The organism is Kinneretia sp. DJ1R-11 (assembly GCF_025717595.1).
Classification (GTDB): domain Bacteria; phylum Pseudomonadota; class Gammaproteobacteria; order Burkholderiales; family Burkholderiaceae_C; genus Paucibacter_A.
Window position 1 is genome coordinate 237,504 of the sequence record NZ_JAJIRR010000009.1, and the last position, 7,438, is coordinate 244,941.

A 7,438-nucleotide genomic window follows, 5' to 3' on the forward strand; every position below is an offset into this window, starting at 1 on the left:
GCGCTGCGCAAACTGGTCGTTTGCAGCGCTTCATCCGGCGCAGCCAACCGCAGCGAGACCTGGCCCCATGAAACACACCCTGCCCATCCTCACCGCCACCCTGGCCCTGCTCGGCCTGGGCCACGCTCCGGTTCAGGCGGCGGGCAGCCAGGGCACGGTCGGCCCGGGCATCGCCGGCCAGGAGATGGCCAGCCGCAGCATCGTGCGCGCCTATTTCCGCGACATCCAGCAGGCTCGCGCCATTGCCCACAGCCGCTTCGAGACCCTGGAGTCCAAGTACGAGCTCGGTTATGTGGTGGTGAACGCCAATGCCGAGGAGCAGCGCGAGCTGCGCGCTCTCGGATTCAGCTTGCAGGCCGATGCCAAATGGCAGGGTCGTCAGCTGGCCCTGGCACGCAGCGAGGAAAAAGCCGCCAAGCAGCGCCAGCAGCGCGCCCCGGGAGGGCCGCAGCCCAGCTTTGTCGGCATTCCGAACTACAGCTGCTACCCCACGGTGGAAGAGGTGTTCGCCGAGGGCGACGCCTTGATCGCGGCGCGCCCCGACCTGGCCCGCTGGGTGGACATCGGGGACTCCTGGCAAAAGACCCAGGGCCAGGGTGGCTACGACCTGCGCGTGCTGCGCTTGAGCAACGCGGCCTACCCGAGCGGCAAGCCCAAGCTCTTCATCAACGCCGGCATCCACGCCCGCGAGTACGCCACCACGCCCCTGGTGTTGGAGTTCGCCAAGCGCCTGGTCAACGGCCACGGCGTTGACGCCGACATGACCTGGATCCTCGACCAGCACGAGATCCACCTGCTGCTGGCCACCAACCCCGACGGCCGCAAAAAGGCCGAGACGGGCCTGCTCTGGCGCAAGAACACCAACACCGCCTACTGCGGCGCCAACAGCAACTCGCGCGGCGCCGATCTGAACCGCAACTTCGGCTACGACTGGTTCGGCACCGCCACCGGCTCCAGCGGCAACGCCTGCTCCGAAACCTACCGCGGCCCGAGCGCGGCCTCCGAGCCCGAGACTCAAGCCGTGGAGGCCTACATCCGCCGCCTCTGGCGCGACCGCCGCGGCCCCGGTCGCGACGACCCCGCGCCTCTGGACGCCAGCGGCATCCACCTCGACATCCACAGCCACGGCCGCCTGCTGCTCTGGCCCTGGGGCTCGAACGGCACGCCGGCGCCCAATGACACGCAGCTGGCCACCCTGGGCCGCAAGTTCGCGTTCTGGAACGGCCACACGCCGCAACGTTCCGTGGCCTTGTACGAAACCGATGGCACCAGCGACGGCCCGAGTTATGGCGAACTGGGCGTGGCCGCCTTCACCTTCGAGCTGGGCACGGCCTTCTTTGAATCCTGCGGCTACTACCAGAACACCTTGCTGCCCAGCAATCTGCAGGCCCTGATCTACGCCGCCAAGGTGGTGCGCGCGCCCTACCAGACCCCTGCCGGCCCCGATGCTCTGAATGTCAACATCAGCGGACTGGCGGCCACCGGTGTGCCACCGGGCACGGTGCTGCAACTCAGCGCCAGCATCGACGACACGCGCTACAACAACAGCAATGGCGTCGAGCCCTCGCAGAACATTGCCGCAGCGCAGTTCTATGTCGACTTCCCACCCGGCGGCCGCCAGGCCTCGCCGCGGCCCATGCAGGCGGTGGACGGCGTGTTTGACAGCAAGCAAGAGGCCGTGCGCGCCACCGTGGACACCAGCGCCTGGGCGCCGGGCCCGCATCTGGTCTATGTGCGCGGCCGCGACGCTGCTGGCAACTGGGGTGCTTTGAGCGCCGCCTTCATCCGCATCGACCCGAACGCGAGCACCGCGCCGGTGGCCGCCTTCGACGCGGTGCCCCAGGAGCGCAGCGTCACGTTCACCGACCGCAGCGCTGACAACGGCCAGATCGTCAGCCGAAGCTGGAACTTTGGCGATGGCCAGACCGGCAGCGGCGCCACCGTCAACCATGTTTACGCGGCCGACGGCAGCTACGCAGTGAACCTCGCAGTGACCGACGACGAAGGCAAGAGCAGCAGCACCAGCAAGACCGTGCGTGTGGCGGTCGACACCACGCCGGTGCTGAGCAATGGCCAAAGCCTCAGCGGCTTGGCCGCCAGCACGGGCAACTGGAGCTTTTACCGCGTGCTGCTGCCCCAGGGGGCGCGCAATCTGGTAGTCAACACCAGCGGCGGCACCGGCGACCTGGACCTGTATGTGCGCTACGGCCAAGCCCCCGACGCGGGCAGCTACGACTGCCTCAAAGACAGCAATGGCAACACCGAAAGCTGCAGCCTGCCCACGCCGACTCCGGGCTATGTTTACATCGGCCTGTATGCCTATGCCAGCTACAGCGGCGTCACGCTCAAGGTCACGTACACGCCCTGAGAGCTTAAGAGCTTTTCTACTGCGCCACCGTCAGGCGTCGTTGGCCGGTTCTCGGAATCCTCACGTACAGGAAGTACGTTCCGGTTCCTGCGCGCCGGCCGTCTAGCCTGACGGCGGCTCGCTACGAAAACTCTCAAGCTCTGCAGCTACAGTGCGGTCCTTGTTCGACCCATCTTGAAGTCCGCCCTGTGATCGACCTGCCCAAACTCAGCAAACCCGAAAGCGGCCCGGCGCCGCGCTGGTTCCACATCGCCGTGGCCGGCAGCATGTTGCTCAGCTCGGTGGCCGCCGTCTATGGCTCCTGGCGCACCAGCCAGACCATGGCGGCCCTGGTCAAGGAGAACACCCGGCTGGTGATGGCCAACTCGACACCCTTGCTGGAGTTCGGCACTGGCAATCAGGTGGGCGGCAAGGCGCAGCTGAGTTTCACGGTGCAGAACGTGGGCAATGGCCCGGCACGGGTGGTGTGGTTCGAGCTCAAGTCGAACGGCAAACCGGTCCCACATGTGATGCAGATGGTCGACGAGGTGGCGCCGGAGCTCGGGCGCAAGCTGCTGCTCAGCACCACGACCATCGCGCCGCGCCTGATCTCGGCCGGAAAGGAAATCCAGCTGTTTGGCTGGGACCGCCCACCCGAGTCCGACGCCGCCGGCTTTGCGGCCTGGAACCGCTTTGACCAGCACCGCCAGCGCAAGCTGAGCGTGCAGGCCTGCTACTGCTCGGTGCTTGATGCCTGCTGGATATCAAACCTCGAGGGCGACATCCCGAAACCGGTCGAACGCTGCGAGACCGAGGGCCGCATCTCACCCCAAGGCTGAGGCGGCCTCGCGCCTCAGCTGCCGCAGGACGGCACTTGCGGCTTCTGGCTGGTCTTCATGCACTGCTTGAAGCCTTGCGGCAGGTCACGCATTTCATGCGTCTGACCTGCGGCCACGGTGAACTGGCTGATCACCTGATGGGTGCAGGTGGTGGCGGGCTGGCCGCCTTCACCCTCGGCCGTGCTGCAGCGGCTGGTGTAGAGCGCGTAATGGCATTCACCGCTGGGGCTGGCCACGCACTGGAAGCTGGCCGTGCCGGCGGCGTTCATGCTCAGCTTGCTGCTGTTGCCGCCTTCGGTGTGCGTCACGTGGATGGCACAGCCGGTGGCCAGCAGGGCCAGCGCGGCGGCGGCGGAGAAAGTCAAGAGGGAGCGAATGTCGGTCTTCATGGATGGGCTGTCCAGCGAGGCGCTGGCCTTGGGTGGATGGTTGCTGATCGGGTCAGAGATGACACTGCCGGTGAATCGCGGCTTGGAGCCTGGATCACTGCAGATGGACGCATCCTAGGAAGGGCCGACACGGCCGTCCTGCGTTTTGCGACCCACTGCATGAATCGAGGCCTGAAGCGTCATGCCGGCGCCACTTTCGTTTCGCTTCGCGCCTGATTCGTGCGTTCTGTGCCGCCCAAGCTGCAGACGGTCGGAGCCGGCTGGCTGGGCGCGAACCTCGCCCCTACATTGCGATCCATGCCCTCGCTGCCGGGGGTGCTCCGCACAACTTCGTAAGGTCCGCCATGTCGACAAGCCCCCGCCTCTTCAGCACCCTTGCCCTTTCCCTCAGCCTCGGTCTGGGCCTGATGGCTTCGGCCGCACAGGCCGGCGACGACGCCAACAAGCCCAGCAAGTCCTTCAGGGCCGGCATGGACATCAGCGAACAAGCGGACCTCAAAGACATCGGCTTGCCGGCCTACCCCGGCGCGCGGATGCACCGCGACAAAAAGGACGACAAGAAGGAAGACAAGGGCAACGCCACCATCGGCTTTTCCTTCGGCCCCTTCGGTATGAAGCTGGTGGTGTCCAAATTCGCCAGCAACGACGAGCTGGAACAAGTCAGCCGCTACTACCGCGAGGCCCTCTCCAACTACGGCACGGTGCTGGACTGCAGCCCCGGCAGCCCCGAGGCCGTGGCAGCCCAGGCCCGCAAGAGCCGCAAGGAAAAAGACCCCAACGGTTGCGGCGACGTCAGCGGCGACCGTGACGAACGCGTCTACAAAGTCGGCACCGAGAAGAACTTCCGCCTGGTCTCGCTCAAACCGGTGGGCCGTGAAGTGCAGTTTCAGCTGATGCGGCTGGAGCTGAAGGGTCTCTGACGCCGAACCCTGTACGGCACCCTATTTTTTTATCAGGCCGTGAGGCCGCTTCGACGATGTCACTGTTTTCACCCACGATCCAGGCTTTCTGGAACACCCAGTTCCTCGTCGGCGAACGACTGTCTCAGGACGAGGACTTCACCGTCGTCGTCAATCCCAACTTGGGCGAAGATAGACGGCTCATGATCCTGAGCCGCGCTGATGGCCGGGTCCATATCGCCCTGAGGCCCGAAGTCGCCGAGCAACTGGAGCTCGCCCGCCTGCCCGGCCTGAACGAGCCCCTGCTGCGGCAAGAGCTGAGCGAACACCACGTCCAGCTCCACGGCGCAGACCTTGTCTTCCATTTCAGCGAGGCCGATCAACACAGCCTGCAACTGGAGCAGCCGGCCCCGGGCGTGCGCCTCTTGACTGCCGCGGACGCGGCCGCCTTCGCCGAGTTCCAGGCCTCAGCCTCGGAGCAAGATCTGGACGATGCCTACGTGGAGCTCGACCACTGGGCGGTCTTGGGCGCCTTCGAAGGCGAGCGCCTGGTGTGTGCGGCCAGCATGTACCCCTGGGATGATGATGCGGACGATGACGAACAAAGCAAGATTGCCGATGTCGGCGTGCTGACTCTGCCCCCATACCGCGGCCAGGGCCATGCCCGCCGCGTGATTCGCGCGATCGCTCGTCACGCGCAGGAACAGGGTTATGAGATGCAATACCGCTGCCAGACGGACAACACTGCGTCGGCCGCTTTGGCGCGCGCTGCGGGGCTCAGTCTGTTTGGCAGTTGGGAAGTGGTCGCGGCTGACGATGCGGAGTGAGCGGTGCGGTAGCCGGCGTTGGCGCGGTTATTGGCCAGGATAGAAGTTGCGAGTTCTCAGCTTGCGGAAGAACTGGTGACTACACCAGTGCAGAACAAAGTCCGCTGCTCAAGGTATATACGGCCAGGTCAAACCCGAGGCAACTTCTATAGCTGTTGCGGCAGGAACCACCGGCCAAGCCAATTGGATCTGGGCTGCTGCCGATTCCGTGGACACCGACCTCGAAACCACACGGTCATTTCGGATCGGGTGCTGCGGCAAGTAGCCTCTTCAGAGACTTGCCGTCACGATGAATGTCGTCGATCCGCCAGCAGCTATCAGATTCGCGAACTAGGAGAACATCGGCCCGGAGCGAGGTCGCTTTCGAATCGCGTGTCGGTTTGAAAAAATATCTCAGATCCACCTTGGCCAACTCCGGGCGTTCAAACACAAGCCGAGATTTGGCAGCGCCCTGGACATCTCCGTCCTGAGCGCTGGTCCAGAAGTCCCAATCTACGGCGCAGACCTGCCCTTGTTCGCGGCAGGCGAGCTCACGCGCAACTAACTTTGCTAGCGCTGCAGATAGTGAATCCGCCGGCTCCTTCTCGCTTAGAAACATGTAATGGGAGCGAAAGAAGCTCTGCGCAACTTCCACCGGCTGCTTGATCGCGCATTCAACCGCCGGCACCGGCGTGACTGCCAGTCCCAAGCTAATGGCCGCTGACTGAACCCAGGTTGGCGTCATCGAATGCTACTCACAAGAACAGTTCGGGCGAAAGAATTCGGGTTGTGCAGTTGAGTAGTCTGGAGACACCAGAATGCTGCGTTGCCGGAAGTCCGAGATCCAATTGGATCCTGTATGGATGGCAATGTGTCCGGAACCGTGTCCGGGGACGCGGGGGTACACCACAACATCGCCCGCCCGTGCAGAGTAGCCATAATTGCTGACACCGACGAAACCTTCACGAACGAGCGTCTTGGCATAGTCTGCAGAAGCGACAGGCCTACTTCTCGCGTCGCCACCACCTTCCTCAATTGCATATCGGACGTAGCGTGCGCACTAGCCTTGAGACTTGGAACCAGCCCAGTACTGGGAATAGGCAACCATGGCGGGACTATTGATCGGCGGGGAGTAAGGTCCCAAGCCAGGATTTTCTAACCCGCGAGGGTCCGTATACGTGATCGAGTTACCTCCAACATATGCATAGGTGTTGATACCGCCCGCTCGCCCAATCGGGTCAGATTGCAATTTCGTCTTTTCAGGAACTATGTCTATTGCCTTTCCTTCGTTGGAGAAGGCTTTTGCTCGGACGACTATCCATTGACCTTGCTGCTTCTGTAGATCAACACGGACGTCGAAACGACCGCGCGTACCTTCAACTTTAAAGTTGAAGTAGGCCTCGCCGGTTCGATCGCTGAACGTGTACCTGAAACCTTTCCACCATGCCAGGTACATGGAAGATTGCACACCGGTAGTTCGCTCTACGTGCTCATCTGTCGCGACGTAGTGTTCGGCAAATTCGTAAGGCTCGCTTTTCAGCAAAAGCGCCATCGTGACGACAGTGAATAGAACGAAGATGAGCACATAAGCGACGCGCTGCCCTCGGCGCGGCCAACCGCCTAGCATGTGCACCCTCCTTGTGCCGAACCACCGCCGCCAATAGAGAGTTTGAGACCGGCAGCAGCTTGAGCCTGCATGCCTATGCTGGACACCTCCGCTTTAGGGCTGACGCCGCCGTAATCTGCCTTGCCGCAGCTATTAGCGCTCCTGCCCTTGTCCAGTGCGATTCCGAGAATCGAAGGGCCAGCGTGGACAGAAACCTCTGCGAAGCCGCCAGCCGTCCCAGTCCATGACGCGCACTGACACGGTCGATCGCCTGGCTGATTTCCCAACGGGTCGAGGGACCACCCACCTCCCCACCCCAAACCGACCTTCAGCACGGCGAACCCGGAGCCATTCGGATTGCGCCCAAACGTTAGCGTCGCTCCTGGCCCGGGCACAGGACCAATTCCGGTGACCCCCCCGAACTCCAACGACTGAAGGCCTGCCGGATCAACGTAGCTGACCGGATTCCCCCCAACATAGCTATAGGTATTGATTCCTCCCGCCAGCCCTATGGGATCTGATTGAACATATCTGCCCATCGTCGGATCGTAG

At 63.3% G+C, this 7,438-nt stretch carries 8 protein-coding genes; 4 read left to right on the forward strand and 4 right to left on the reverse strand.

Annotated features, from left to right (window positions below; all coding sequences use genetic code 11):
* The first annotated feature begins 67 nt into the window (after positions 1 to 67).
* Entirely contained in the window at positions 68 to 2,368 is a 2,301-nt protein-coding gene (locus LNV23_RS16335; protein WP_263563941.1) for a M14 family zinc carboxypeptidase, read from the forward strand.
* Between the two features lie 188 nt (positions 2,369 to 2,556).
* Positions 2,557 to 3,186 (forward strand): hypothetical protein, encoded by a 630-nt coding sequence (locus LNV23_RS16340; protein ID WP_263563942.1) that lies wholly within the window; start codon positions 2,557 to 2,559, stop codon positions 3,184 to 3,186.
* 14 nt (positions 3,187 to 3,200) lie between these two features.
* Here the strand turns inward: LNV23_RS16340 and LNV23_RS16345 are convergent, their stop codons facing one another.
* Positions 3,201 to 3,575: a hypothetical protein gene (locus LNV23_RS16345; protein WP_263563943.1), complete on the reverse strand. Its 375-nt coding sequence runs from the start codon at positions 3,573 to 3,575 to the stop codon at positions 3,201 to 3,203.
* Between the two features lie 344 nt (positions 3,576 to 3,919).
* Between LNV23_RS16345 and LNV23_RS16350 the strand changes: the two genes are divergently transcribed.
* On the forward strand, positions 3,920 to 4,495 hold the full coding sequence (locus tag LNV23_RS16350; RefSeq protein ID WP_263563944.1) for a hypothetical protein: 576 nt from the start codon (positions 3,920 to 3,922) through the stop codon (positions 4,493 to 4,495).
* 56 nt (positions 4,496 to 4,551) lie between these two features.
* Positions 4,552 to 5,301 carry a GNAT family N-acetyltransferase gene (locus LNV23_RS16355; RefSeq protein ID WP_263563945.1) on the forward strand — a complete coding sequence of 250 codons (750 nt, stop codon included), beginning with the start codon at positions 4,552 to 4,554 and terminating at the stop codon, positions 5,299 to 5,301.
* A 235-nt stretch (positions 5,302 to 5,536) separates the two neighbouring features.
* Here LNV23_RS16355 and LNV23_RS16360 read toward each other — a convergent pair whose 3' ends face one another.
* From LNV23_RS16360 to LNV23_RS23995, 3 genes are all read right to left on the reverse strand, one after another.
* Positions 5,537 to 6,025, reverse strand: coding sequence for a hypothetical protein (locus LNV23_RS16360; RefSeq protein ID WP_263563946.1), 489 nt, complete (start codon positions 6,023 to 6,025; stop codon positions 5,537 to 5,539).
* A 315-nt stretch (positions 6,026 to 6,340) separates the two neighbouring features.
* Positions 6,341 to 6,907 carry an RHS repeat-associated core domain-containing protein gene (locus LNV23_RS16365; protein ID WP_263563947.1) on the reverse strand — a complete coding sequence of 189 codons (567 nt, stop codon included), beginning with the start codon at positions 6,905 to 6,907 and terminating at the stop codon, positions 6,341 to 6,343.
* Positions 6,901 to 7,425, reverse strand: a complete 525-nt coding sequence (locus LNV23_RS23995) for an RHS repeat-associated core domain-containing protein (RefSeq protein ID WP_318023249.1) — start codon at positions 7,423 to 7,425, stop codon at positions 6,901 to 6,903. Before LNV23_RS23995 ends, LNV23_RS16365 begins: the two co-directional genes overlap by 7 nt.
* Between the last annotated feature and the right edge of the window lie 13 nt (positions 7,426 to 7,438).

Bases quoted from the DNA above. Each gene is read 5' to 3' on its own strand.
- LNV23_RS23995 (WP_318023249.1), bottom strand. From the start codon at position 7,425: ATGGGCAGATATGTTCAATCAGATCCCATAGGGCTGGCGGGAGGAATC.
- LNV23_RS16355 (WP_263563945.1), top strand. From the start codon at position 4,552: ATGTCACTGTTTTCACCCACGATCCAGGCTTTCTGGAACACCCAGTTC.
- LNV23_RS16335 (WP_263563941.1), top strand. From the start codon at position 68: ATGAAACACACCCTGCCCATCCTCACCGCCACCCTGGCCCTGCTCGGC.
- LNV23_RS16365 (WP_263563947.1), bottom strand. From the start codon at position 6,907: ATGCTAGGCGGTTGGCCGCGCCGAGGGCAGCGCGTCGCTTATGTGCTC.
- LNV23_RS16350 (WP_263563944.1), top strand. From the start codon at position 3,920: ATGTCGACAAGCCCCCGCCTCTTCAGCACCCTTGCCCTTTCCCTCAGC.
- LNV23_RS16345 (WP_263563943.1), bottom strand. From the start codon at position 3,575: ATGAAGACCGACATTCGCTCCCTCTTGACTTTCTCCGCCGCCGCCGCG.
- LNV23_RS16360 (WP_263563946.1), bottom strand. From the start codon at position 6,025: ATGACGCCAACCTGGGTTCAGTCAGCGGCCATTAGCTTGGGACTGGCA.